Raw genomic sequence first — 23717 nt, forward strand, 5'->3', positions numbered from 1 at the left:
CCGGGGCGGGTGTGAGAAGGCTCTTAGAGCGGAGCGGTCCGCCGCGCAACCGGGGCACGTACGCTCGGCGTCCTACCGGACAGTCGTCCTGACCCGAGACCCTCACCCCACTCGCACCCTCAGGAGCCGCCGCCATGCACGGGACCGCCCTGCGCCCCTCCGCCGCCCCGAACCGCCCGCCCCGCTCCCGGCGCAGGTTGGTCGCGGGCTGCGTCGCGGTCGCCGCCGTCCTGGGCCTGGCCGCCTGCGGGACGGCCAGCGGGGCGCTGCAGCCGCCGAGCGCCGCCCGGCCGAGCGGGACGGCGGTGACCACCCTCGCGCCGACGCCCGGCTCCGACGGCGTGCCGCCGGCGTCCGGGTCCGCAGGGTCGGCCGCCGCCTCCACGCCGTCGGCGCCGTCCGCGTCGGCGCCGTCCGCGTCGACGCCGCCGTCCACGTCGTCCGCTCCGGCTGCTCCGGCCGTTCCCGCGAAGCCGCGCACGCCCGCGACCCCGGCCGCCCCCGCCGTGTCGACCACGCCCTCCGTGCCCGCCACGCCGATCGTCCCGGGCTCCCCTGCCGCGGCCTCCTCCCCCGCCGCGCCGCCCCCGCACACCGGGGCGGGCACGGTGATCGGCTCGACCGCCTCGGGCGGCCGCACCGTCGCACTCACCTTCGACGACGGCCCCGGCCCCGCGACCGGCCAGATCCTGGACCTGCTCGCCCAGTACCACGTCAAGGCGACGTTCTGCGAGATCGGCCAGAACGCCGCAGCCAACCCGGCCGCGGTCAAGCGCGTCCTGGCCGAGGGGCACCGGCTGTGCGACCACAGCGTCCACCACCCGCAGCCGTTCGCGAAGCTCCCGCACGACAAGGCGGCGTACGAGATCACCGCCGCCCGGGACATGATCGTCCAGGCCGGCGGCCCCGGCACCCAGGTCTCCTGGTTCCGCGCCCCCGGCGGCGGCTTCAACGCCGACAACGAGCGCACAACCGCGGGCCTCGGGATGTCCTCGCTCGGCTGGTCGGTCGACCCGCGGGACTGGTCCCGCCCCGGCGTGCCGGCGATCGTCTCCACCGTGCAGAAGCAGCTGAAGCCCGGCGGGGTGATCCTCATGCACGACGGCGGCGGCGACCGCAGCCAGACCGTGGCCGCCCTGAAGCAGCTGCTGCCCTGGCTGGTCGCCCAGGGGTACACCTTCGACTTCCCGGCGGCCTGACCGGCACCGGTACCGGCGGCCGACGGCGGCGGCTGACTGCCTGACGGACCGCGGTCCTAGGCTGTGCGGCGTGACCGACACCCGTCCCACCACGGCCGACCTCGTCGCCGCCGTGCCCGGGCTGGCCCCGTACCTGCGGCCCGCCACCCTGCTCCACCCGTACGCCGCGGCACCCGAGCCGCAGGCGAGCCGGATCGGCGGCCCCGCCCTGTGGCCGGCCGGCGAGCCCTGGCCGCACTGCACCGCCGGGCACCTGGCCGACGAGTACCAGGACGTCTCCGCGGCCGACCGGGAGACCTGGGAGGGCATCGACCGGGCGCTGTGCGGACGGACCCTGGCCGGCGGCCCCGCACACGTCCTCACCGCGGAGGAGGCCGCCGAGCAGCGCCGGATCATGGGCGACGCCCACTCCCTCGACCTGGTCAACTGGCGCACCCACCGGATGGTCCCCGAGCAACCCGCCGCCCGGACCGCCCTGATACCGCTGGTGCACCTGCGCGCCGAGGACGCCCCGCACCTGCCCTGGCCGGAGGGCACGGACCGGCTCCAGGTGCTCTGGTGCCCCAACGACCACGACGACCTCCAGGACCCGCGCTACTACCACGGTCCGAACGTCGAACTCCACTGGCAGCGCGCCGCCGACCTCGCCCCGGCCGCTCCCCCGGCGCCCCGGCGCCGCGACGACAGCTACCTGCCGACCCCGTGCGCGGTGCGCCCCGAACAGATCGCGGACCTGCCGGACCGGGACGAGCTGCCCGATGAACTCCACACCGCCGCCGAGGAGTTCGCGCAACGGCACGGCATCGAGTACCACCGCTTCCTGGCCTGCGCGGAGGGCTGGAAGGTCGGCGGCTGGCCGTCCTGGCGCTCCACCGACCTGATCCCGGTCGACTGCGGCTGCGGCGCGCGGATGGTCCACCTGCTCACCGTGGACAGCGGCCTGGCCCCGGACGTGTCGGTCGGACGGTTCGGGGAGCTGCACGTCTTCGTCTGCCCGACGGACCTCGCGCACCCGGTGGGACTGGACCTGCAGTAGGCGCCGCCAGACCGGAGCAGGTCAGGTCAGGTCGGGTCGGGTAGGAGCCGGTCGGGTCGGGTCGGGCCAGGTCCGGTAAGAGCCGGTGAGGTCAGGTCAGGTCAGGTCAGGTCAGGTCGGGCCGGGTAGGAGCGGGTCAGGTCAGGTCGAGCCGGCAGACCTGCCGGGAACCGCCCTCCGGGCCCGGGGCGGCGGCCTCGGCCGGGGTGAAGCCCAGCCGTTCGTAGAACACCCGGGTGCCGCTCGCCACCGTGCCCGGATGGTCCGGGCCGAAGGTCACCACCTCGACGGTGGCCGGGGCCCGGACGTCGTGGCGGCGCAGCGCGTCCGCGACCAGCTCCCGGCCGACGCCCGTGCGCCGGGCGCGTTCGGCGACGACGAGCCAGTGCAGGTGGTGCAGCGGCGGCCTGTTGCCGAAGAGCAGACCCCCGAGGGGCCCCTCGTCGTCCTCGGCCAGCGTGGCCGTCCCGCGGTCGATGCTCCGGCCCACCGCACGGTGGAAGCCCGGATCGGCAACCATCGGGCCGAACCAGTGTTCGACCTCGGCGGCGAGGGCGAGGAAGCCGGGCAGGTCCGCGCGGCGGGCGAGGCGTACGGTCATCCGGGCAGTGTGCCAGTCCAAGCGGGGCGGGCACGGCGAGCGGCGGGCCCGGGTCGGCTAGCGGGCGGGCCAGCGCGGGTCGACCACCGCCTGCGGGTCCTTGCCACGGCGCAGCCAGTCCTGCAGGCCCTCCGCCCAGTCCCGGTACCAGTCGACCTGTCGCCGGTGCAGCTCGGCCGGCGCCACCGACCCCACCTCGGCCGGGTAGCGGTCGGCCAGCGCGACGGCGACCCGGACGGCCGCCAGTGCGTCACTGCCCGCCTCGTGCGCGTCCGTCAGCTCCACCCCGTACACCTCGCAGACCCGCTGCAGGGTGCGCGAGCCCTTGCGGTACTTGTCCACGGCCCGGTCGATCACCAGGGCGTCCAGCACCGGTCCGACCGGCCCGCCCAGGCGCTGGGCGAGGGTCGCCAGCCCGTACCGGCGCAGCTCGGCGTCGAGCAGCGACAGGTCGAACGGCGCGTTGAACGCCACCACGGGCCGCCCGGCCGCGATCCGCCCGCACAGGGCGGCGGCTATCTCCTCCACCGCCTCCTTCGCCGGCCGGCCCTTGCCGCGTGCCACCTCGTCCCCGATCCCGTGGATCGCCTCCGCCTCGGCGGGTATCGGCACCCCGGGGTCGAGCAGCCAGTGCGCGGCCCCCGCCCGGGCGGCCCCGACGGTGTCCACGAGCGCGGCCGTGACGATGCGGTCCACGGCCGGGTCGGTGCCCGTGGTCTCCAGGTCGAAGCCGACCAGTGGCTGCTGCCACCAGCTCATCAGGTGTGTCCTTCCGTCCTACCGCTCGAAACAGCCCCCATCATCACCCGCCCCACCGACAACCCGGCTTCCGGGGCGCCCGCTCCCCCGGACGACGGGCCCGACGCAGGCCCCCGGCCCGGGGGGCGAGCCGCCCCGGAGTACCGTCCCCGGCCTTCTCTGCCCCGTTCCGGCCGGACGAGTCGCATCCGCTGCGGACGATCGGAGAGATCCACGTCACCCGGCCGCCCGGCCGGGTGCGCCCGGTGCGCCCGGCCGGGCGCCGTCACCGCGTCAGGTGACGGCCGGTTCGGTTCCGGCGACCGGTTCGGTGTTCGCGGCCGGCACCGGGCGGTACAGGTGGACGTCGACCGGGTCCTGGTGGACGACGGTGAAGCCGTGCCGCTCGTACAGCCGCCGGGCGGCGCTGCCCTGGAGGACGACGAGGTGCACGGGCTCCCCGGCCGCGTCGGCGTCGGCGAGCAGGTGGCGCAGGACGGCGGTGCCGAGGCCGCGCCCCTGCAGGCGGGGGGCGAGGTAGAACAGTTCCAGGTGGCGTCCGCCCCGATCGTCGGGGCGGACGGTGACGGAGCCCGCGAACTGCCCCTCGACCAGCAGCACGGACGTGAACTCGGTGGAGAAGGAGTCCCGTACGCGGCGGCGGGAGCGCTCCGGGTCCCAGCGGCCGAGGCGTTCCAGATCGGCGCGCATGACCTGGTCCTTGAGGTCGCAGATCGCTTCGAGGCGGTCGGTGCCGGCGGGTTCGAGGGTCCAGGCGGGGAGGTTGTTCACGGGTCGCAGTCTTGCAGCGCCCGCACCGCCCTGACCAGCGGTTTTCTCGGGATGCGGGACCGAGGGGGCGGCCTGGGGAGGCGGCTTCAGGACACCGGCCGGGAGTCCCCCCAGATCCCCTCGAACTCCTCGCGGTAGACCTCCAGCAGCCCGGCCTCGGTGCCGCCGGGCTGCTGGCCGGCGCCGCCGCGCAGCACCAGGGCCGGGGACTCCATGCCGCGGGCGCGGCGCAGGTAGGGCTGGACGACGCCGAGGTCGCGGCTCTGTCGGCGGCCGGCGGCCTGTCCGGTGGTCCGGGGGCCTTCGACCAGGTAGGCGGTGAAGCGCGGGGTCTCGTCGAACACCCGGATCTCGAAGCCGCCCTGGTCCCGCAGCCGGGCCCGCACCCGGCGCACGTGCATGATGTTCATCTCGATGGAGCGCGACAGCTCGCCGCGGCCGAGGCCGAGTTCGCGTTCGCGGCGGCGCACCGCGCTGCTCGCCGGGTTGAGGAAGAGCAGCCGTACCCGGCAGCCCTCGCCGGCGAGCCGCACCAGCCGCTTGCCGGTGTAGTTCTGGCAGAGCATGCCGAGGCCGATGCCGAGGGCGTCCAGCCGTCGGGCGCCGTCCAGCAGGTCCTCCACCGGCAGGTCGCGCTGCAGCCGGACCCGGTCGGCGTGCACCGCGACCACGTCCGCGTACCGGCCGGCCACCAGGGACTCCACCACGTCGGCGGGCACGCCGCCGGCGCCGCCGTCCAGGACGGCCAGCAGCCGGGCGGCGGCCCGCTCGGTCTGGGCCAGGACGGTCTGGGTGAGCACCCGGTTGCGGGAGACGACGTGCCGGGCCACTTCCAGTTCGTCCAGGGCGAGCTCGATCTCGCGCCGGTCGGCCAGGTAGGGCTCGAAGCAGGGCCAGTGCTGCACCATCAGTTCGCGCAGTTGGGGCAGGGTGAGGAAGACCAGCGGGTCGTCGTCGGCCGGGTCGAGCAGGTAGCCCTTGCGGCGGCTGACCTCGCGCACGGCGCCGGCCCGGTGGGCCCACTCCTCGCCGGCCGGTCCGGCGGCGGCGGTGACCCAGTCCTCGCCGTGGGCGGGGGCGTAGATGGGGTGGAGCACTTCGTCCACGAGGGAGCGCAGGCGCTGCTCGACGAGGTTGAGCCAGACGTAGGCGCGGCCGGAGAGCCGCACCCGCTGGTAGGCCTCCTCCCACTCGCCGGCCGACCAGGCCAGTGCGGGTATCTCCACCGGTCCGCTCTGGGCGGGCAGCAGCGCGCGGCCGGTCAGGGTGGGGCGCATGACGACCGTGGGCGCCTCGCTGCGGCCCGCGCCCCGGTGGGGGCCGTCGGGCCCGGCGCCACGGCCGCCCGCGGGGAACACCATGCGCCACCTCGTCTGCTGTGCTGCGTCTGCTTGCTGCGGCCGACCCCCGCGGGTGCGGGGACCGTTGACTGTCCGTCGGGCGTCCGCCGGTCGGCCGGGGCGGTCGGACGATCAAGGGTACTGCCCGCCGCGAGCCGCCCGCAGCCGGATGGCCGAGGGCTGCCGCCGCGGTGCGGAGCCGTTCCCGCCCCCACCACCGGCACCACTCTTCACAGGAATGCCCCCCGGACACTCGTTCGGACTAACCCGGGCCGGTTCTCCCGGCCGCCGGGGAAGGGCTCGGGAAGTATGCGGGCTGTGCCGTGCGTCACGGCGCGCGAGCACCGCACATGCCCGGCCGCCCGGCCGGGAAGAAGAGCGACCGGGTCCAGGCACAATGTCGGGCTTATTGTCGGACTACATGTCAGTTCCGGTCTGCAGTAAGGAAGTTGAGGAGTCATGCAGGTCTGGCCCGGTACGCCCTACCCGCTCGGCGCCACGTACGACGGGGCCGGCACGAACTTCGCGGTGTTCTCCGAGAGCGCCGACCGCATCGAGCTGTGCCTGATCGGCGAGGACGGCTCCGAGACGGCCGTCGAACTGCGCGAGACGGACGCCTTCGTCCGGCACGCCTACCTCCCGGGCATCCAGCCCGGCCAGCGCTACGGCTTCCGCGTGCACGGCCCGTACAACCCCGGTCTGGGCCAGCGGCACAACAGCGCCAAGCTGCTCCTGGACCCGTACGCCAAGGCCATGAGCGGGAACATCGACTGGGACGAGTCGGTCTACGGCTACCACTTCGGCGCCCCCGAGCGGCGCAACGACCTCGACTCCGCCCCGCACACCATGCACTCGGTGGTGATCAACCCGTACTTCGACTGGGGCACCGACCGGCCACCGCGCACCGACTACCACCGCACCGTCATCTACGAGGCCCACGTCAAGGGCCTCACCCGGCTGCACCCGGGCATCCCCGAGGAGATCCGCGGCACCTACGCGGGCCTGGCCCACCCGGCCGTCATCGAGCACCTGGCCAAGCTCGGCGTCACCGCGATCGAGCTGATGCCGGTGCACCAGTTCGTCCGCGACCACCGGCTGCGCGACCTCGGCCTGGCCAACTACTGGGGCTACAACACCATCGGCTTCTTCGCCCCGCACTCCTCCTACTCCTCCACCGGCGACCGCGGCCAGCAGGTGCAGGAGTTCAAGTCGATGGTCAAGGCGCTGCACGCGGCCGGGATCGAGGTGATCCTCGACGTCGTCTACAACCACACCGCCGAGGGCAACCACCTCGGCCCGACGCTCTCGCTGCGCGGCCTGGACAACGTCTCCTACTACCGCCTCGCCCAGGACCAGCGGTTCTACGAGGACACCACCGGCACCGGCAACAGCCTGCTGATGCGCAGCCCGCACGTGCTCCAGCTGATCATGGACTCGCTGCGCTACTGGGTCACCGAGATGCACGTCGACGGCTTCCGGTTCGACCTCGCCGCCACGCTCGCCCGGCAGTTCCACGAGGTCGACCGGCTCTCCTCGTTCTTCGACCTCGTCCAGCAGGACCCGGTGGTCTCCCAGGCGAAGCTCATCGCCGAGCCGTGGGACCTCGGCGAGGGCGGCTACCAGGTCGGCAACTTCCCGCCCCTGTGGACGGAGTGGAACGGCATGTACCGGGACACCGTGCGCGACCTGTGGCGCGGGGAGAACGCCACCCTCGCCGAGTTCGGCTCCCGCCTCACCGGCTCCTCCGACCTCTACCAGGACGACGGCCGCCGCCCGATCGCCTCCATCAACTTCGTGACCTGCCACGACGGCTTCACCCTGCGCGACCTCGTCTCCTACAACGAGAAGCACAACGAGGCCAACGGCGAGGACAACCGGGACGGCGAAGCCTTCAACCGCTCGTGGAACTGCGGCGTCGAGGGCCCCACCACCGACCCGGCGATCGAGGAACTGCGGGCCCGCCAGCAGCGCAACTTCATCGCCACCCTGATGCTCTCCCAGGGCGTGCCGATGCTCTCCCACGGCGACGAACTCGGCCGCACCCAGCTGGGCAACAACAACACCTACTGCCAGGACAACGAACTCACCTGGGTGCACTGGCCCGAGGACGACGGGCCGCAGGCGCGGCTGCTGGAGTTCACCCAGGGGATGATCTGGCTGCGCCGCGACCACCCGGTGTTCCGGCGCCGGCGCTTCTTCCACGGGCGGCCGGTGTCCGGGCGGCCCGGCACGGGGGCACCCGCCTCCAGCGGCTTCGACGACCTCACCGACATCGCCTGGTTCACCCCGACCGGCGAGGAGATGACCAAGCGCAACTGGGGCGCCAGCTACGCCAAGTCGCTGACCGTCTTCCTCAACGGCTACGCGATCTCCGAACCGGACCGGCGCGGCGGGCGGATCGTCGACGACTCGTTCCTGCTGATGTTCAACGCGCACTTCGAGCCGCTGGAGTTCACCGTGCCCGCAGGCCACGGCCAGGAGTGGCAGGTCGTGGTCGACACCGCGCAGCCCCGGCTGCCCGCCCCCGGCACCGGCGCGCGGGCGAAGGCGGGCGACGCGCTGTGGCTCACCGACCGCTCGTTGATGGTGCTGCAACGACCGGCGTAGCGGCCGGTGCGGCGGCCGGCGTGGCGGCCGCCCGCGAACGGGGGCGGTCACCTGTTCGGGTCAACAGCGGGTCTTGGCGGCGGGCTCCCGCGGGTACCTATGGAGCTATGACCTCCGCCGCCGAGAACGCGCAGCCCCACCCGGCCGCCGCCGTCCCGACCGCGAGTTACCGCCTCCAGCTCCAACCCGGCTTCACCCTGCGCGACGCCACCGCCGCCGTCCCCTACCTGGCCGCCCTCGGCGTCTCCCACCTGCACCTGTCCCCGCTGCTGGAGGCCACCCCCGGCTCCACCCACGGCTACGACACCGTCGACCACACCCGGATCAGCGAGCAGCTCGGCGGCGAGGCGGCATTGCGTGCCCTCGCCGCCGAAGCACACCGGCACGGCCTGCGGCTGATCGCCGACGTGGTGCCCAACCACATGGCCGTGCCCGTCCCCGAACGGCTCAACCGGCCGCTCTGGCAGGTCCTGCGCGACGGGCCCGACTCGCCGTACGCGCGCTGGTTCGACATCGACTGGGCCGCCCAGCCCGGCCCCGCCGACGCCCCCGGGCGCGGGCGGGTCCTGCTGCCGCTGCTCGGCGACCGGCTCGGCGCCGTCCTGGACCAGCTCACCGTCGACGGCGACGTCCTGCGCTACCACCGGCACGAGCTGCCGCTGCGCCCCGGCACGGAGGGCCTGCCGCTGCCCGAACTGCTCACCCGCCAGTGGTACCGGCTCGCCTGGTGGCGCCTGGCCCGCACCGAACTCAACTACCGGCGCTTCTTCACCGTCAACGAGCTGATCGCCCTGCGCGTCGAGGACCCGGAGGTGTTCGACGCCACCCACGCCGTACTGCTCCGGCTGCACGCCGACGGCGTCCTGGACGGCTTCCGGATCGACCACCCGGACGGCCTCGCCGACCCGCTCGGCTACCTGCGCCGCCTCGCAACGGCCACCGGCGGGGCGTACGTCGTCGTCGAGAAGATCCTCACCGGCGAGGAGCGGCTGCCCGAGGACTGGCCGGTCGCCGGCACCACCGGCTACGACGCGCTGCGCCGGATCGACGGCGTGCTCACCGACCACGCGGGCGCCTGCCGACTGGCCGGAGCGTACGAGTCCTTCCTGCGCGGCCCCGACCGGCGCGGCGGCCCGCCCCGCGACCTGTGCGAGGACCCGCACCCGGCGGTCGCCGCCGCCCGGCGCGGGCGGGCCGAGATGACCGGCCCGGACGGTGAGCTCGCCGCCGAGGTGGAGCGGCTGGTGCGGATCGCGCTGCGGATCGGCGCCGCGGAGCCCGCGCACGCCGACCACTCGCCCCGGCAGCTGTACGCGGCGATCGGCCGGCTGCTCACCGGCTACCCCGCGTACCGGCCCTACGCGCGCCCCGGCGAAGCCGTGCCCACGGCCTCCCGGCAGCAGCTGCGGGCGGCCCTGGACGGCTCCGCCGACCCGACCGACCGGCTGGTGGCCGCGCTGGCCCTCGGCGAGTCCGGGCGCGGGGCGGACCACGACGAGTTCTGCGTGCGCTTCGCCCAGACCGCGGCCGCGGTCGCCGCCAAGGGCGTCGAGGACACCGCCTTCTACCGCTGGAACGCGCTGCCCGGCCTCAACGAGGTCGGCGGCGAGCCCGCCCGGCCCGGCCTGCACCCGGCCGCGTTCCACGACTGGTGCCGCCGGCAGGAGCACACCTGGCCGCACGGCATGACGGTGCTCTCCACCCACGACACCAAGCGCAGCGCCGACGCCCGCGCCCGGCTCGCCGTCCTCGCCGAGCAGCCCGACGCCTGGGCCGCCGAGGCCGCCGCCTGGTCCACCGCCGCCGGGCCCGCCGCGCCCGCCCTCGACCGGGACGCCGACTGGCTGCTCTGGCACACCCTCGTCGCCGCCTGGCCGATCACCCCGGACCGGCTGGTCGCCGCCCTGCTCAAGGCCGCCCGCGAGGCCAAGCTGCACACCTCCTGGACGACGACCGACCCGCGCTACGAGCAGGCCCTGGAGGACCGGGCCCGCGCCGCCTACGGCAACCCCGGGCTGCTCCCCCGGATCGAGGGCCGCGTGCACGCGCTCGCCCCGTACGCCCGCTCCAACACCCTCGCCGCCGCGCTGCTGCACCTCACCGTGCCGGGCGTGCCGGACCTCTACCAGGGCAGCGAGGAACCGCTGTACACCCTCGTCGACCCGGACAACCGGGGCGTGGTGGACCTCGGCGCGCTCGCCGTCCGGCTCACCGACTCGGCCGCCCGGCGACCCGGCGACCTCGCCCGCGAGAAGCTGCACCTCACCACCACCGCCCTGCACCTGCGCCGCGCCCGCCCGCTCGGCCCGTACCGGCCGCTGACCGCCGCGGGCCCCGCCGGCGACCACCTGCTGGCCTTCGCCCGGGGAGACGACGTGGTCACCGCCGTCACCCGGCTGCCGTACGGGCTGGAGCGGGCGGGCGGCTGGCGGGACACCGTGCTGGAGCTGCCCGCGGGCGGCCCGTGGACGGACGAGCTGACCCTGCGGAGCCACCCCGCGGGGCCGGTGCCGGTGGCGGATCTGCTGGCCGCCTCCCCGGTGGCGCTGCTGACGAGGAGGGGCTGATGCCGGTCCACGAGGTGTGGGCGCCCAACGCCACGTCCGGCGTGTCCGTCGAAGTCGACGGCAAGACGCACGCGTTGGCCCGCTGCGCCGACCGGGACGGCTGGTGGTCCGGCGAGGCGCCGGCGGGCGACTACGCCTTCCGGCTCGACGGCGGCCCGCCGCTGCCCGACCCGCGCTCCGCGTGGCAGCCGCACGGCCCGGACGGCCCGAGCCGCCCGGTGGACCACGCCGCGTTCCGCTGGTCGCGCACCGGCTGGCACGGCCGCGCGCTGCCCGGGGCGGTGCTGTACGAGCTGCACATCGGCACCTTCACCCCGCGCGGCACCTTCGACGCGGCCGCCGACCACCTGGACCACCTGGTCGAGCTGGGCGTCGACTTCGTCGAACTGATGCCGGTCTGCCCGTTCCCCGGCCGACACGGCTGGGGCTACGACGGAGTCTCCCTCTGGGCCGTCCACGAGCCGTACGGCGGCCCCGACGGCCTGAAGCGCTTCGTGGACGCCGCCCACCGCAAGGGCCTCGGCGTGGTGCTGGACGTCGTCCACAACCACCTCGGCCCGTCCGGCAACTACCTGCCCGCGTACGGGCCCTACTTCACCGACCGGCACCGGACGCCGTGGGGCGCCGCGGTGAACCTGGACGCACCCGGCTCGGACGAGGTGCGCGCCTACCTGATCGGCAGCGCGCTGGCCTGGCTGCGCGACTACCGGATCGACGGGCTGCGACTCGACGCCGTACACGCCCTCGCGGACGACCGGGCGGTCCACTTCCTGGAGGAACTCGCCCACGAAGTCGAGAGGTTGGCCGCCGTGACGAACCGGCCGCTGTTCCTGGTCGCCGAATCCGACCTCAACACCCCGCGCACCACCGCCCCCCGCGAAGCCGGCGGCCAGGGCCTCACCGCCCAGTGGAGCGACGACTTCCACCACGCCCTGCACTGCGCGCTCACCGGCGAATCCCAGGGCTACTACGCCGACTTCGCCCGCGCACCGCTCGCCGCCGTGGCCAAGACGCTCACCCGCGGCTTCTTCCACGACGGCACCTGGTCCTCCTTCCGCGGCCGCAGCCACGGACGCCCGTTCCCCACCGGCGACGGCCACCGGCTGCTCGGCTACCTGCAGACCCACGACCAGATCGGCAACCGCGCCCTCGGGGACCGCATCTCCACCACGCTCCCCGCCGGCCGGCTCGCCTGCGGCGCCGCGCTGGTCCTCACCTCCCCGTTCACCCCGATGCTCTTCATGGGCGAGGAGTGGGGCGCCGCGACACCCTGGCAGTACTTCACCGACCACACCGACCCGGACCTCGCGGAGGCCGTCCGACAGGGCCGGCGACGCGAGTTCACCGACCACGGCTGGGCCGCCGACGCCGTCCCCGACCCGCAGGAACCCGCCACCGTCCTGCGCTCCGCCCTCGACTGGACCGAACCCCGGCGCCCCCCGCACGCCGAACTGCTCGACTGGTACCGGACGTTGATCCGGCTGCGGCGCGAACGGCCGGAGCTCGCCGACCCGGACCTCGGCGCGGTGCGGGTCGCGTACGAGGAGGCGGCCGGCTGGCTGGTGGTGCACCGGGGGCCGTACCGGGTGGCGGTCAACCTCGGGCCGGACGAGGCCCCGGTGCCACTGGGCGCCGCCGGGCGGGAGGTCGTCGCGGCCTTCGGGCCTGCGGAGCCGGACGGCACGGCGGTGCGGCTCGGCGCGAACGCGGTGGCGGTGGTGCTGACCGGCTGATCCCACCGCCGGCCCGGCGCGGCCCACCGGGCGGGCGCGCCACCGGCTCACCGGCCCCTGCCCAGCGGCACGTCCGGCGGCACGTCCAGCGGCTCGTCCAGCGGCACGTCCGCCGGGGCCCGCTCACCACAGGAAGGTGCCGATCCGCTCCCGCAGCGCGGGCGCGTCCAGGCCGTACGCGGCCAGGTGCTCCGCGATCGAGCCGTAGTGCCGGTGCTCCGCGCGCGGCACGCCCAGGCCCAGCACCCGGTGCGGACGGTCGGCCAGCGCCTCGTGCGCCTCGCGCTCCGAAGTGCCCGCCAAGTACGGCTCCACCAGCACCACGTCCGCCCGGTCGCCCAGCGCCGCGCGGAGCCCGGCGGCGTCGAAGGGACGCACGGTCGCCGCGTACAGCACGGTGACGTCCAGGCCTTCGGTGGCAGCGAGCACCGCGTCCAGCATCGGCCCGACAGCCAGGACCACGCCGCGCGAACCCGTGCGGACGGTGGCGAAGCGGCCCGGCTCGACGTCCACGGGCGCGGCGTTCTGGTGCGCCGAGAGCCGGACGTACACGTTGCGGTCGCCGTCCGCGTAGGCGTGGCGCAGCAGCCGCTCCGCCTCGTCCGGATGACCGGGGACGTGGACGGTCCAGTCCGGCAGGGTGTCCAGCAGGGCGACGTCGCCCGGGGACATGTGGGTGCGACCGCCGGCCGGCCAGTCGTACGAGCCGGCCGCGCTCACCAGGACGGCGCCGACGCCCTGGTGGGTCAGGTCCAACTTGACCTGCTCGAAGGGCCGTTCGATCAGGAAGCTGGCGAAGGTGTGGGCGATCGGACGCATCCCGCTGAGCGCGAGGCCACCGGCCGCGCCGATCAGCAGCTGTTCGCGGATGCCGACGTTGACCACCCGGTCGGGATGGCGCTCCCGGGCCGGGGCGAAGGCGGCCGCGGTGATGTCGGCGAGGACCACGGCCAGCCGGGGGTCCTCGTCCAGCAGGCGGGTGGTGACGTCGACGAAGCGGTCGCGCATGGTGTCCATCGGTGGGGTTCCCTTCGGGGTTCGGTGTCTCGGCATGCGTGCGGGGCGGCTACGGGCTCAGGAGTCCTTGGGCTCGACGCGGGCGACCACCACGTGCGGGCGGCCCGGGTGCCCGGCGGTGAACGCCCGGTACAGCGCCTCGTGGTCGCGGCCGTCCACCGTCACGGTCGACCAGCCCTCGGCCTCGAAGCGCGCGGCGATCCCGCCCCGCCACCCGTGCGTGGCCGAGGAGTTGTCGATCACCACCACGTGCAGCCGGTCCAGCCCGTACGAACCGGCGAAGGCCACCGCCTCGTGGTTGGAGCCCTCGTCGAACTCGGCGTCGCCGACCAGCACCCACACCGCCGGGTCGGCCAGGCCCTGCGCCCGCAGCCCGAGCGCCGTGCCGACGCCCAGCGGCAGGCCGTGCCCGAGCGAGCCGGAGGCGATCTCCACGCCGGCGACCAGCGTGCGGTCCGGGTGGTGACCGAGCGGCGAGTCGTAGCCGCCGAAGCTCGGCAGCACCTCGGGGTCGATGAAGCCCTTGGCCGCGAGCACCGCGTAGTAAGCCATCGGGCCGTGCCCCTTGGAGAGCAGGAAGCGGTCGCGGTCCTGGTCCTCGGCGGTGGCCGGCGTCACCCGCAGCACCCGGTCGTACAGCACCCAGAGGGCGTCCAGGGTGGAGGTGGCGGCGGGGCCGTGCTTCTCGTCGCCGGTCATCAGGCCCATCAGGGCCGGCAGGTCCTCGAAACGGGCCTCGGTACGGGCCCCGGCAGCGCCGCCGGTACGGGCCTCGGTACGGGCCCCGGTCGGGGTTTCCGCGGTTGCGTTCGTCGTCATGACCACGATGGTGCAACTTAAAGCCAGCTTGAGGTCAAGCCGTTAGAGTGGGTTCCCATGACCGCCCGCCCCGACCGCCGCCGCACCTCCGGCCCGCACCACACCGACCTGCTCACCATCGGCCAACTCGCCGCCCGCAGCGGCCTCGCCGCCTCCGCACTGCGCTACTACGAGAGCCTCGACCTGATCCACGCCACCCGCACCTCCGGCGGCCAGCGCCGCTACACCCGCGGCACACTGCGCCGGATCGCCTTCATCCGCGCCGCCCAGCGGGTCGGCCTCTCCCTCGACGAGGCGAGGGTCGCCCTCGACCGCCTCCCCGAACGACCCGCCCCCAGCGGCACCGAGTGGGACCGCGTCGCCGCGTCCTGGCAGAGCCGCATCGACGAGCAGATCGCCGAACTGCAGCGCCTCAAGGCCAAGCTCACCGGCTGCATCGGCTGCGGCTGCCTCTCCCTGTCCCGCTGCGCCCTCTACAACGCCGCCGACCGGGCCGGCGAGGCCGGGCCCGGCGCCCGCTACCTGCTCACCCGCGACCCGGCCGGCGGCCCCGAACAGGTCTCCCCGGCCGCCGACGACTGCGGGACGCGCCGAGGAGGAGCCTGAAAACCCGTTTGCCACCCGATGGTTGGCCTGCCTACCGTTCTCCCGTGCTGCCTTTGGTGGAGACGGACGAGCAGTGGGCCGCGATCGTCCCCGACGAGTCGGTGATGCGCCCCGGCGCGGAGGCCCTGTGCGCCCGACTCGGCGTCGGCGGCCTGCCGCTGGAGCGCTTCGCGGAGGGCTCCGTCCCGGTCTACGCCGTGGGCGACGAGCACGTCCTCAAGCTGTTCCCGGCCGCCTCCGCCCAGGACGGCCACACCGAGGAACGCGTCCTCCGGGCCTTGCAGGGCGAGCTGCCGATCCCCACCCCCCGGGTCAGGGAGGCGGGCACGTACGTCAACGGATGGCGCTACGTCCTGATGTCCCGGCTGCCGGGCCACGGCCTCGCCCCAGCCTGGCCGCGCATCCCGCAGACCGACCGTGAGCGGATCGCCCGCGACTGCGGCGAGGCCCTCGCCGCCCTGCACGCCCTCGACCCGGAACCGCTCGCCGACGTGCTCGGGCCCGGCGACTGGCCCGCCTTCCTGGCCCGGCAGCGCGCCGACGCCGCCACCCGCCAGCGCGGACGCGGCCTGCCGGAAGCCTGGGCGGAGCAGATCCCCGACTTCCTCGCCACCGCCCCGCTCCCGCAGACACCCGGACGCGCCCTGCTGCACACCGAGTTCATGCGCGAACACCTCCTCACCGACCCGGCCGGCGACTGGCGCCTCACCGGCCTGATCGACTTCGAACCCGCCATGATCGGCGACCCGGCCTACGACTTCGTCGCCGTCGGCCTCTTCACCACCCGCGGAGACCCGGGACTGCTCGGCCTGCTCCTGGACGCCTACGGCCGCCCGTTCGACCCAAGCCTGCTGCTCGCGTACACGCTGCTCCACGTTTTCAGCGATCTGCCCTGGTACCTGCGGGAGTTGACGCCGGCGGCACGGACGCTGGACGCCCTCGCCGAGGAGTGGTTCGGGGTCGCTCAGGGGCGCGGGTCCGTCCGCAGCAGGCTGTAGACGACGGCGTCGCGCCACTCGCCGCCCCGGAAGGTGATGCCGCGCCGCACCCCCTCGCGGAGGAAGCCGACCTTCTCCAGGGCGCGCTGCTCGGCGTGGTTCGCGGAGTCGGTGTCCGCCTCCAGCCGCATCACCGGCGAATGCGCGAACAGGTAGTCCACCAGCAGGCGTTGGGCCTCGGTGCCGATGCCACGGCCGCGCAGCTCCGCCCGGAGCTGGATGCCGATGCTCCAGTACCAGGAGTTGGCCGCGACATCCACCCGGCGCCACATGACGAAGCCCGCGAACTCACCCCCGGCCCGCACCGCAAGCAACGACCACTCGTCGGAGAGCAGGCCGTTCTCGGCCCAGGTGCGACGGAACCGGCCCGGGTCGCGCCAGCCGTACCACTGGAACGGGCGCAGCTGCTCCGGGTCGGCGAGCAGCGCCTCCAACTGCGGGAGGTCGGTCTCGGAGATCGGGCTGAGGGCGATCGGTTCGTCTGTCACACGGCCACAACGATCACTCGGCGCGCAGCAGTTCCTCGAACCGTCGAGCGGGCCGGTCGGAACCCACATCCCCGATCCCAGGCGATCCCGTCCGGCGGGCCGTAGCGCGGACCGCCCGTCCCGGCGCGGAGGATTCCCGCGACGTCATGGCCGCCGGTCGCTCACGATCACCTCGAGGACGCGCCGCCGCACGGTGGCCGAGGCTTCCGGCAGCCAGCACGCCAACTCCGCCTCCAGGCGGCGTCGTTCGGCCCGGAGAAGCCGGGCGAGGCGCGAGCGGGAGCAGTGCAGGAACCACCAGTCCCGGATGCCGTCGATCACGCGGCCTCCTCGGAGGGGTGCGCCCAGCGGATGCGGAGTTCGAGGCCGCCGACAGGGATCACGAGGACGGAGTCGGCGGCGAGGTCGCGGATCAGGTCACGCACGGCACAGGGACCCGTGAGGCGGCGCTCCAGGAGGTGGCACTGGGAGCGGGGCATCGGGAGGTGGCAGATCGACGCCCAGATCCTGTCAAGGATGTGCGCATCGAGGGTGACGACGACCGGCGGCCTGCCACCCGGGATCTCCACCCGGATGTCGTGATCGGCCCTCATACGACCACCTCACACCAGACGATCTTGCCGATGGGCTGACGGGGACAGCAGCCCCAGCGCACGGCGACGGACTTCACGAGGTGCAGCCCGCGCCCGGCCTCGTCGCCGAGGCCGGGCGCGGAAACGACGGGCTCGCGGTCCCGCCGGGCGTCGTGCACCTCGATCCGGAGGCGGGTCGAGTCGACGTCGAGCGACAGGTAGATGAGGTACCCCGCCGGCGTGCCGTGCAGCACGGCGTTGGTGACCAGCTCCGAGACGGCGAGCAGCCCGGCGTCGAGGAAGCCCTCCCCGCCCGGCACGGAGGAGAGGAGGGCGAGGACCCGCTGGCGGGCGATCGCGGGCGAACGGCGGCTGCGTGGCAGCCAGACGTCGGAGGAGGCGGAACACATGGCGAAGTCACCTTCCAGGCGCATGAGGGAGAAGCTCGAGCGGCCGACACGGCAGCCGGCACGCGTCCAACACGAAGCGCCCATGAGAGTGCGCCGTTGCTACACGCCATACCTGTCACGCACAGCCAACGCTCCGTCACTCACAGCATGGAGCATGTCAGTGACGCAGTGCAAGGCATGCCTTCGAAATATGAAAACTTTCAGATTCGGTGGCAAGGTGCGGCCTCGGCGCTCCCGCCGGTGGTGGCGAACCGTCACCACTCGCGTGCACACTGGTCCTGAACGATCTGGAGGGGTACGTAGATGGCAGTCGCAGTGCCAGCCGTGCGGTACCGACGCATCGCCGCCGAGCTGAGGAGGCTTCGCGAGCTGAAGAACCTGTCAGCCGAAGAGGTGGCAGCCCAGGTCGAGGGCGTCAACTTGGTGAAACTCAGCAGGTACGAGAACGCCCGCGTCCAGCTGAAGCCCGATGTCGTCCGAGCCCTGCTCGACTTCTACGAGTGCGACCCGGAACTCAAGGAAGTCCTGGTCGAGATCCTTCGGGACAGGCGCCGCCCGGGCTGGGTGGCCGGCTACGAGCAGCTGAACCCGCTCTACACGGACCTGATCCGCCTTGAAGACACGGCCGTCGGCAACAAGTCCTACCAGTCCTCCTACATTCCGGGCCTGTTGCAAACCCGTCAATACGCTCACGCCATCATCGCCAGCGGCGTGATAAGCAAACCCAGCGTCGAAGAGCGTGTCGAAGTCCGGATCAACAGGCAGTCCGTCCTCACTCGATCCGAGAACCCGCTGAAGCTCTGGGCCGTGATCCATGAGGCAGCCCTGACCATGAGTGCGGCCCCCGGCGTGATGGCCGACCAGTTGGACAAACTCCTCCAGTTCAGCCAACTCCCCAACATCAAGGTCCAGATCATGCCGGCCATGGCTCCGCCGCATCCAGGCATGACCGGGCCATTCGCACTCCTGGAGTTTCGGCAACGCGATCTCGACCTGGTCCTGCTCAGCGGAATGCTCAGCAGCGACTGGGTGGAGGATCCGGACCAAGTCGATATCTATCGGGCCGCGTTCGACGAAATCATGGCAACCGCCCTGTCCCTCGACGAGTCGCGCAACGTCATCGCACAGAAGAGAGACATGCTCAAGTGACCCACTTCCCTGTCGCCTCCACACTCCCCGTGCAGTGGAAGAAGGCAACGGCCAGTAACCCGAACGACGAGTGCGTCGAGGTAGCCGACAGCATCACCGGCATCGTTCCGGTCCGCGACAGCAAGGACCCCCACGGCCCGGCGCTCGGTTTCACGCCCGAGGCCTGGCAGTCCTTCCTCGCCGGCATCCGCTCGGACGACTTCCCGACCTCCCCCTGAAGCAGTTCCCCGGGCGGCCCCTTTCGCACCCGCGGGGCCGCCCGGTCTGCGTTCGTGCGGAGCCCCTTCCCCAGCGTCTGCCGGCACCGAGCAGCCCAGGCCAACCGGGAACGCGCAACCGCGTGCGCCACGATCGCGGTCCGGCGGAAGGCGTGAAGGCGTGAAGGCGCGCGTCGACGCGAGGCGGGCCGCACCGGCCCGAATTTCTTGATCGAAACATTACTTCGACCCTCCGCACCGGCCCTCCTGCCGCCCCGCCGGGAGGGCCCTTCCCGGCCCATGGCGGGGTGCTGCCGCACGCATGGCCGGGGCCGGGACACTCGCTCCCGCCGCCGCCACCGGAGTGCCAACCACCCTTCCTCCAGCCACTTTTGGGCTCAATGCGTACGCGCACCGGGCCGCCTACGCTCGACCGCATGAACCGTACGATCCGCACCGCCGAGGACGTCCTCACCCTGCTCGACAAGCTGTTCCCGTCGGCTGAAGCCTTCTGGGACCGGTTCTACGCGGACCGGCCCGCCGACCGACCGTTCTTCGCCCCCAAGCCGGACGAGAACCTGGCCTCCTACCTCGACCGCGGCCTGGTCTCCCCCGCCCCGACCGGCGCCCCCGCCCGCGCCCTGGACCTCGGCTGCGGCCTCGGCCGGAACGCGATCCACCTGGCGTCGCTCGGTTTCGACGTCGACGCCGTCGACATCTCCTCCACCGCCGTCGACTGGGCCGAGGAGCGCGCCCGCGAGGCCGACGTGGGGGCCGGTCCGCGCTTCCACCGGGCGAGCATCTTCGACATCGAACTCCCGCACCCGCAGTACGACCTGGTCTACGACTCCGGCTGCCTGCACCACCTCCCGCCGCACCGCCGGGTCAGCTATCTCGCCCTCCTGGACCGGGTCCTCGCGCCGGGCGGGTACTTCGGCGTCACCGTGTTCGCCGCCGGGGCGATGGGGTCGGAGCGACCCGACGCGGAGTTGTACCGGCTCGGCAGCCTGGAGGGCGGACTGGCCTACTCGCCGGACGAACTGCGCTTGCTCTTCCGGGACTTCGAGCCGCTGGAGGTCCGACCGATGGCCGCCCAAGCACCCGATTCCGCGCTGTTCGGCGTCCCCTTCCTCCTCACAGCACTCTTCCAGCGAACTGCCAGCCTCTAATCGGGCTCTCATCCTGCCCGCCTAGCCTCCGGCCGTATGAACGTCTCCCTGCTCGACGGCTGGTTCCCGTGGGCGGTCCAGGCCGCGGCCCTCGCACTGTTCCTGGGCACGCTGGCCCGGCGGGACCGCGCGTGGCGGTTGAAATGGGGGCCGATCGCGCTGGGGACGGCACTGCTGGTCACCGGGGTCGCCGCCGCGGCCGTCCTCACCCTGGCCGGGATCACCGACCCGATCCCGTTCGGGGTGTGGCTGTGGGGCTGGGTGGCGGTCGCGGCGTTCTGCGTGCTGGGGTTCGGCTGGCGCGGCGCCCGCTGGTGGCGGCGGCTGCTCGTGGCGCCGACCGCCCTGTTGGCGCTGTTCTGTGCGGCGAACAGCGTGAACATCGCCACCGGCTACTACCCGACCCTGGACGACGCGATCGGGGAGCTCAGCGGGCAGCCGCTGCCGGACCAGCTCACGCTCGCCGAACTCGCGTCCGTCCACGGCAAGTCGAAGACCGGCCGGATCGTGCAGGTCGACATTCCGGACACCGCCAGCGGCTTCGCCCACCGCCAGGAGCTGGTCTACCTGCCGCCCGCCTGGTTCCGCAGCCAGAACCGGCCCAAGCTGCCGGTGCTGGAGATGATCGGCGGCGAGTTCGCGGCGCCCGACAACTGGATCCGCTCCGGCAACGCCGTGAAGACCGCCGACGAGTTCGCCGCCAAGCACAACGGCTTCGCCCCGATCCTGGTCTTCGTGGACGCCACCGGCGGGTTCCGGGTGGACACCGAGTGCGTCGACGGCCCGCACGGCCACGCCGAATCCCACCTGGTGAAGGACGTTCCGCCGTTCGTCCAGAAGACCTTCAACGCCGCCACCGACCCGCACAAGTGGGGTGTGGCCGGCTGGTCGATGGGCGGCACCTGCGCCGTCGACCTCACCGTCGAACACCCCACCGTCTTCGCGCACTTCGGCGACTTCTCCGGCGACAAGGGCCCGTACATCGGCGACAAGGACCACACCGTCCAGGAGCTGTACGGCGGCGACGCGGCGGCCTGGGCGGCCCACGACCCGCTGACCGTGCTCGCCCACCACCCCAAGTACCAGGGCGTCTCGGGCTACTTCGGGCAGGGCGACGAGGAGCACGGCCAGATCGAGTCCGCCAAGGCCCTGGACGCGGCCGCCAGGAAGGACGGCATCCGCACCGTCACCGCCGTCGGCTCGGGCCGGCACACCTGGCAGACCGGCGCGGCGACCTTCGCCCAGGCCCTGCCCTGGCTCGCCCAACAGCTCGGCGTCCCGGGCACCCATGCATAGCGGGGACGGGCATGCGTAGCCGAGGACAGGCACGCGTTGCCGAGGACAGGCAGGCGTAGCAGGGAAAGGCACGCGTAGCGGGGGGAGGCACGCAGCCGAGGCACCGACTGCTCCCCGCCTCCCGCCGGCCGGATCGGCCGTGGGGAAAGCCTTGGTGTCGGCGGCCGCCCGCGCCCGGTCCGCACGGACCGCCGGGGATGCCGTACGGGCCCGCAGCACCACCCCCAGCAGCGGGATCCGCCGCTTCGGACGGCGCACCCGCGCGCCCGCGCGCCCCAGGAACCCCTTGCACACTGCCCATGGTTCCCGACGCGCCCGCACACACGTTCCCCATCAGTGCCCCGCAGCCCGCCCGGCCACCTGACCACCCGTCGGAATCCCGCTTTGCTCCCGGCCTCCCGGTGGCATAGGTTTCGACCGCCGTCGACGCAGCACCGGCGCTGACCGCCCCTCGGAGCAGGGGAGCGCAGCGCGACAGGAGCCGGACGGCCGTACGACAACGGGGGAGGAACAGCCATGCCGAGTGCCCGCGACCACGGGTCGACCGGGCGGCGGGGACGGACGGACGGTGCCGCACGGCGGCAGCCCGCCGCCGCAGCACCCCCGACCCCGACCCACACCACCGGACACCCGAGGAATCGTCAGTTGCGCAGCATCCGACTGGTCACCGCCACCGCCGCCGCCCTCGTCTGCCTGGGTGCGCTGAGCGCCTGCGGGCCGGACGACAACGGCGGCCAGGACGCCGGCAAGACCGCCGCCCCCGCCCCGTCCGACGGCGCGCCGTCCGCCCCGGCCCCGTCCAACGGCGCCCCGTCCGGTGCCGCGCCGTCGGGCGCCCCCACCGGCGCGGCCAAGGGCATCCCGGCCAAGGCCTGGATGGACACCAAGAGCATCCCGATGGACGAGACCTACCACTACGCGCCGCTGGCGGCCAACGCCAAGCCGCTCACCGGCGTGGTCCAGTTCAAGGGCATGGAGCTGTGCCACGCCCCGGTCGCCAAGGACGACGAGTACATGTTCACCGGCACCGCCGCCGCGAAGGCGTCGGTCGGCTTCGGCGGCGACCGCTGGACGGCCCAGCAGACCCTGCTCTTCGAGGGCGACCCGACCCACAGCAGCGGCACCAAGCAGATGACCAACCTGACGGACGGGCACCTGACGGACGCGCTCAAGGGCTGCGCGAAGACCGTGCCCGGCGCCACCGTGAAGGTCACCAGCGGCGAGGGCGCGCCGTTCTTCGCCGCCGTCCTGACCGTCCCGCAGGCGGACGGCAGCACGGTCACCCTGCACGAGTACGTGGTCACCGACGGCGGGGTGGTCAACGAGCTGTCGGTCTGGGCGACGGCCAAGGGCGGCGCCCAGCCGAAGGACGCCTGGAAGGCCCCGGAGGACAAGTACGTCGGCTCCGGCATGTCGGCGCCGATGTGCGAGGCCCTTCCGGGCTGCGACGGGCGCTGACACGAACGTCGTGCACTGAGACGAACAGGCACTGAGACGAACGTGCACTGAGACGAACAGGCACTGACACGGACGGGCGCCCGCCTCGCAGGCGCCCCCACCCCCACAGACGGCCGTCCGGCCCGTCCGGCACAGGGGACCGGACGGACCGGGCGGCTCCTTCACGCCCGCTCCCGGGGAGCGGGCGTCAAGGCCTCACGACGCTGGGCGCCGTCACAGCCCCAGGACGCTGAGCGCCGTGGTCCAGTCGCTGGCGATGGCGCTGCGGGCGTCGTCGAGGCTCACCCGGCCGCCGCACACGGCGTTCTTGAGCTTGGTCTCGACGGAGTCCTTGCTCCGCGCCGGCTGGCTGCCGTAGTGCGGTTCGGGCCACAGGTTGGCGGGGTCGCGCGGGGCGCCGCCGAGTTCCAGCGGTACGAGGTGGTCCTCCTCGTAGTCCGCCATGCTGGTGTCCTCGTAGCCGTACTGCACGATCTGCTTCGCCTTCAGGGCGTTGGTGTAGCTGGTCGACGGGCGGACGGTGGCGGTCCAGCCGGAGACGCAGATGGTCTGCCCGATGGTGTCCTGGGTGACGTCCGGGTTGTACGCGCCGGGGGTGCAGGACGGGTCGGGCAGCGGCAGGTAGGCCTGCGAACAACTGGCGTCGAGCGTGCGGGAGTTCGTGGGGGCGGGCACCTTGACGGCGGCCTGGGCGGTGCCGGCGGCGAGCCCGGCGGCGGTGAGGGCGGCCGCCACGGCAACGACGGTCAGGCGCTGACGGAGCATCATGGGGAAGTCTCCTGGGCCGGCCCGGCCTCTCGCCGGGCGACTGTGCTCATGACAGCACCGCACGGGCGACGACCGTCAGACCCAGGACGTGAACGCCTGATGACCTCGCCTTCACAACCTGTCTCTTATACACATCTCCGAGCCCACGAGACAGGCA

Annotated in this window: 23 protein-coding genes; 12 read left to right on the plus strand and 11 right to left on the minus strand. The window is 73.5% G+C overall.

Translation table 11 applies throughout. The features are described 5' to 3' along the window. Window positions 1–134: 134 nt before the first annotated feature. Together IF30_RS45540 and IF30_RS41940 are read left to right on the plus strand one after the other, a co-directional pair. Window positions 135–1199 carry a polysaccharide deacetylase family protein gene (locus IF30_RS45540; RefSeq protein ID WP_078891648.1) on the plus strand — a complete coding sequence of 355 codons (1065 nt, stop codon included), beginning with the start codon at window positions 135–137 and terminating at the stop codon, window positions 1197–1199. 70 nt (window positions 1200–1269) lie between these two features. Continuing rightward, window positions 1270–2235 carry a hypothetical protein gene (locus tag IF30_RS41940; protein WP_037901061.1) on the plus strand — a complete coding sequence of 322 codons (966 nt, stop codon included), beginning with the start codon at window positions 1270–1272 and terminating at the stop codon, window positions 2233–2235. A gap of 136 nt (window positions 2236–2371) precedes the next feature. On the opposite strand, the gene IF30_RS0124570 is transcribed toward IF30_RS41940, so the two are convergent. From IF30_RS0124570 to IF30_RS0124585, 4 genes are all read right to left on the minus strand, one after another. Then, window positions 2372–2836, minus strand: a complete 465-nt coding sequence (locus IF30_RS0124570) for a GNAT family N-acetyltransferase (protein ID WP_030242357.1) — start codon at window positions 2834–2836, stop codon at window positions 2372–2374. Window positions 2837–2893: 57 nt separating this feature from the next. Next, window positions 2894–3595 (minus strand): exonuclease domain-containing protein, encoded by a 702-nt coding sequence (locus tag IF30_RS0124575; RefSeq protein WP_030242361.1) that lies wholly within the window; start codon window positions 3593–3595, stop codon window positions 2894–2896. Window positions 3596–3868: 273 nt separating this feature from the next. Beyond that, window positions 3869–4366, minus strand: a complete 498-nt coding sequence (locus tag IF30_RS0124580) for a GNAT family N-acetyltransferase (RefSeq protein ID WP_051711021.1) — start codon at window positions 4364–4366, stop codon at window positions 3869–3871. Window positions 4367–4452: 86 nt separating this feature from the next. After that, complete coding sequence (locus tag IF30_RS0124585) at window positions 4453–5727, minus strand: SAV2148 family HEPN domain-containing protein (RefSeq protein ID WP_063752758.1); 1275 nt, start codon at window positions 5725–5727, stop codon at window positions 4453–4455. 438 nt (window positions 5728–6165) lie between these two features. On the opposite strand from IF30_RS0124585, the gene glgX reads away from it, so the two are divergent. The 3 genes from glgX (at window position 6166) to treZ (ending at window position 12613) form a co-directional block, all read left to right on the plus strand. Next, the gene (gene glgX, locus IF30_RS0124590; RefSeq protein ID WP_030242369.1) at window positions 6166–8313 is read left to right on the plus strand and encodes a glycogen debranching protein GlgX; all 2148 of its coding nucleotides are present in this window, start codon (window positions 6166–6168) and stop codon (window positions 8311–8313) included. 107 nt (window positions 8314–8420) lie between these two features. Further along, window positions 8421–10880: a malto-oligosyltrehalose synthase gene (gene treY / locus IF30_RS0124595; RefSeq protein ID WP_030242372.1), complete on the plus strand. Its 2460-nt coding sequence runs from the start codon at window positions 8421–8423 to the stop codon at window positions 10878–10880. Next, window positions 10880–12613 (plus strand): malto-oligosyltrehalose trehalohydrolase, encoded by a 1734-nt coding sequence (treZ, locus tag IF30_RS0124600; RefSeq protein WP_030242374.1) that lies wholly within the window; start codon window positions 10880–10882, stop codon window positions 12611–12613. Before treY ends, treZ begins: the two co-directional genes overlap by 1 nt. A 123-nt stretch (window positions 12614–12736) precedes the next feature. Here treZ and IF30_RS0124605 read toward each other — a convergent pair whose 3' ends face one another. Then, entirely contained in the window at window positions 12737–13630 is an 894-nt protein-coding gene (locus IF30_RS0124605) for a transketolase family protein (RefSeq protein WP_030242377.1), read from the minus strand. Between the two features lie 57 nt (window positions 13631–13687). Continuing rightward, the gene (locus IF30_RS0124610; protein WP_030242379.1) at window positions 13688–14449 is read right to left on the minus strand and encodes a transketolase; all 762 of its coding nucleotides are present in this window, start codon (window positions 14447–14449) and stop codon (window positions 13688–13690) included. Between the two features lie 57 nt (window positions 14450–14506). Between IF30_RS0124610 and soxR the strand changes: the two genes are divergently transcribed. Beyond that, window positions 14507–15055, plus strand: coding sequence for a redox-sensitive transcriptional activator SoxR (gene soxR / locus IF30_RS0124615; protein WP_051711023.1), 549 nt, complete (start codon window positions 14507–14509; stop codon window positions 15053–15055). 44 nt (window positions 15056–15099) lie between these two features. Then, on the plus strand, window positions 15100–16053 hold the full coding sequence (locus IF30_RS0124620; RefSeq protein ID WP_051711025.1) for a phosphotransferase family protein: 954 nt from the start codon (window positions 15100–15102) through the stop codon (window positions 16051–16053). Here IF30_RS0124620 and IF30_RS0124625 read toward each other — a convergent pair. From IF30_RS0124625 to IF30_RS0124640, 4 genes are all read right to left on the minus strand, one after another. Beyond that, window positions 16020–16541, minus strand: a complete 522-nt coding sequence (locus IF30_RS0124625) for a GNAT family N-acetyltransferase (protein WP_030242385.1) — start codon at window positions 16539–16541, stop codon at window positions 16020–16022. The genes IF30_RS0124620 and IF30_RS0124625 overlap by 34 nt on opposite strands. 144 nt (window positions 16542–16685) lie before the next feature. Further along, on the minus strand, window positions 16686–16862 hold the full coding sequence (locus IF30_RS48070; RefSeq protein ID WP_158835445.1) for a hypothetical protein: 177 nt from the start codon (window positions 16860–16862) through the stop codon (window positions 16686–16688). Beyond that, window positions 16859–17134: a hypothetical protein gene (locus IF30_RS0124635; RefSeq protein ID WP_030242388.1), complete on the minus strand. Its 276-nt coding sequence runs from the start codon at window positions 17132–17134 to the stop codon at window positions 16859–16861. Before IF30_RS0124635 ends, IF30_RS48070 begins: the two co-directional genes overlap by 4 nt. Then, window positions 17131–17547 (minus strand): ATP-binding protein, encoded by a 417-nt coding sequence (locus IF30_RS0124640; RefSeq protein WP_051711027.1) that lies wholly within the window; start codon window positions 17545–17547, stop codon window positions 17131–17133. Before IF30_RS0124640 ends, IF30_RS0124635 begins: the two co-directional genes overlap by 4 nt. A 279-nt stretch (window positions 17548–17826) precedes the next feature. On the opposite strand from IF30_RS0124640, the gene IF30_RS0124645 reads away from it, so the two are divergent. The 5 genes from IF30_RS0124645 to IF30_RS0124665 all read left to right on the plus strand — a co-directional run bounded on the left by IF30_RS0124645 (window position 17827) and on the right by IF30_RS0124665 (window position 22792). Further along, window positions 17827–18672, plus strand: a complete 846-nt coding sequence (locus IF30_RS0124645; RefSeq protein ID WP_030242393.1) for a helix-turn-helix domain-containing protein — start codon at window positions 17827–17829, stop codon at window positions 18670–18672. Continuing rightward, window positions 18669–18890 (plus strand): DUF397 domain-containing protein, encoded by a 222-nt coding sequence (locus IF30_RS0124650; RefSeq protein ID WP_234322827.1) that lies wholly within the window; start codon window positions 18669–18671, stop codon window positions 18888–18890. Before IF30_RS0124645 ends, IF30_RS0124650 begins: the two co-directional genes overlap by 4 nt. 416 nt (window positions 18891–19306) lie before the next feature. Next, complete coding sequence (locus IF30_RS0124655) at window positions 19307–20038, plus strand: class I SAM-dependent methyltransferase (protein WP_030242399.1); 732 nt, start codon at window positions 19307–19309, stop codon at window positions 20036–20038. Window positions 20039–20074: 36 nt separating this feature from the next. Next, the gene (locus tag IF30_RS0124660) at window positions 20075–21334 is read left to right on the plus strand and encodes an alpha/beta hydrolase (protein ID WP_051711031.1); all 1260 of its coding nucleotides are present in this window, start codon (window positions 20075–20077) and stop codon (window positions 21332–21334) included. Between the two features lie 645 nt (window positions 21335–21979). Beyond that, window positions 21980–22792, plus strand: coding sequence for a hypothetical protein (locus IF30_RS0124665; protein ID WP_030242404.1), 813 nt, complete (start codon window positions 21980–21982; stop codon window positions 22790–22792). A 213-nt stretch (window positions 22793–23005) separates the two neighbouring features. Here the strand turns inward: IF30_RS0124665 and IF30_RS0124670 are convergent, their stop codons facing one another. Beyond that, a complete protein-coding gene (locus tag IF30_RS0124670) occupies window positions 23006–23560 on the minus strand; it encodes a hypothetical protein (protein WP_030242406.1) in 555 nt (184 codons plus the stop codon). Window positions 23561–23717 lie beyond the last annotated feature (157 nt).

This window comes from Streptomyces sp. NRRL S-350, assembly GCF_000719705.1.
In the GTDB taxonomy this organism is placed as follows: Bacteria; Actinomycetota; Actinomycetes; order Streptomycetales; family Streptomycetaceae; genus Kitasatospora.